This window comes from Azospirillum sp. Sh1, assembly GCF_008365135.1.
Taxonomy (GTDB): Bacteria; Pseudomonadota; Alphaproteobacteria; order Azospirillales; family Azospirillaceae; genus Azospirillum; species Azospirillum oryzae.
The window spans coordinates 1-845 of record NZ_VTTK01000095.1; the positions used below are offsets into that span (position 1 = coordinate 1).

Annotated in this window: 2 tRNA genes and 1 rRNA gene; all 3 read left to right on the forward strand. The window is 58.6% G+C overall.

Annotated elements, in window-relative coordinates:
• Positions 1-70: ribosomal RNA gene (locus FZ029_RS32755) — 16S ribosomal RNA — on the forward strand; the annotation flags it as partial.
• A gap of 158 nt (positions 71-228) precedes the next feature.
• Positions 229-305: transfer RNA gene (locus FZ029_RS32760), tRNA-Ile, on the forward strand.
• An 85-nt stretch (positions 306-390) separates the two neighbouring features.
• A tRNA-Ala gene (locus tag FZ029_RS32765) sits at positions 391-466 on the forward strand.
• The last annotated feature ends 379 nt before the right edge of the window (positions 467-845 follow it).

Below are 845 nucleotides of genomic sequence, written 5' to 3' on the forward strand. Positions count from 1 at the left end.
AAGGTCAGCGACTGGGGTGAAGTCGTAACAAGGTAGCCGTAGGGGAACCTGCGGCTGGATCACCTCCTTTCTAAGGAAGCCGACCCTGGATGGTCCGGCACCTCAGCCGAAGCAGCTTTCTCTGCCGCCGCCGGCGCATCCCTTCTCACGGTTCCTCACAGAAGACGGAGGACAGAGGTCAGACGACAGATTTGATCTGATGTCTGTGGTCTGTTGTCCGTCCTCTGAGGGCTAGTAGCTCAGTTGGTTAGAGCGCGCGCTTGATAAGCGTGAGGTCGGAGGTTCAAATCCTCCCTGGCCCACCATAATCAGACGGCAGTGTTCAGACGACAGACGACAGGGTCGCATCATCGCGATGATCTGTCGTCCGACGTCTGGTCTCAGACCTCTGGGGGCATAGCTCAGTTGGGAGAGCGCCTGCTTTGCAAGCAGGAGGTCGTCGGTTCGATCCCGTCTGCCTCCACCATTCACAAGATGGTGTCGAGGGACGCTGAACCGCTCAGCTTCGAGGACCGTTGGAAGGAACCACAACACGGAAACGTGAACGATAACGAGCGCTTCGCGCTCGTTATCGTGCCCCGTACAGGGGCGGGATCATGGACAAGTGAAGATGAAGTGCAAGTGACCGAGGACGCTCCTCGGCCGGCCGAAGCCCACAAGGCGATGGCTGGCTGGGAGTAGCATCGAACGGCGGAAACAGCCGATCCTGTCGATCGGTTCGCGAGCAGGCTTGTTCCTGCGCGTGGCGCAAGCGTTTTCGTTGGAGTTGAGATCAAGCGTCTGAAGGGCATCTGGTGGATGCCTTGGCACTGAGAGGCGATGAAGGACGTAGCACGTTGCGATAA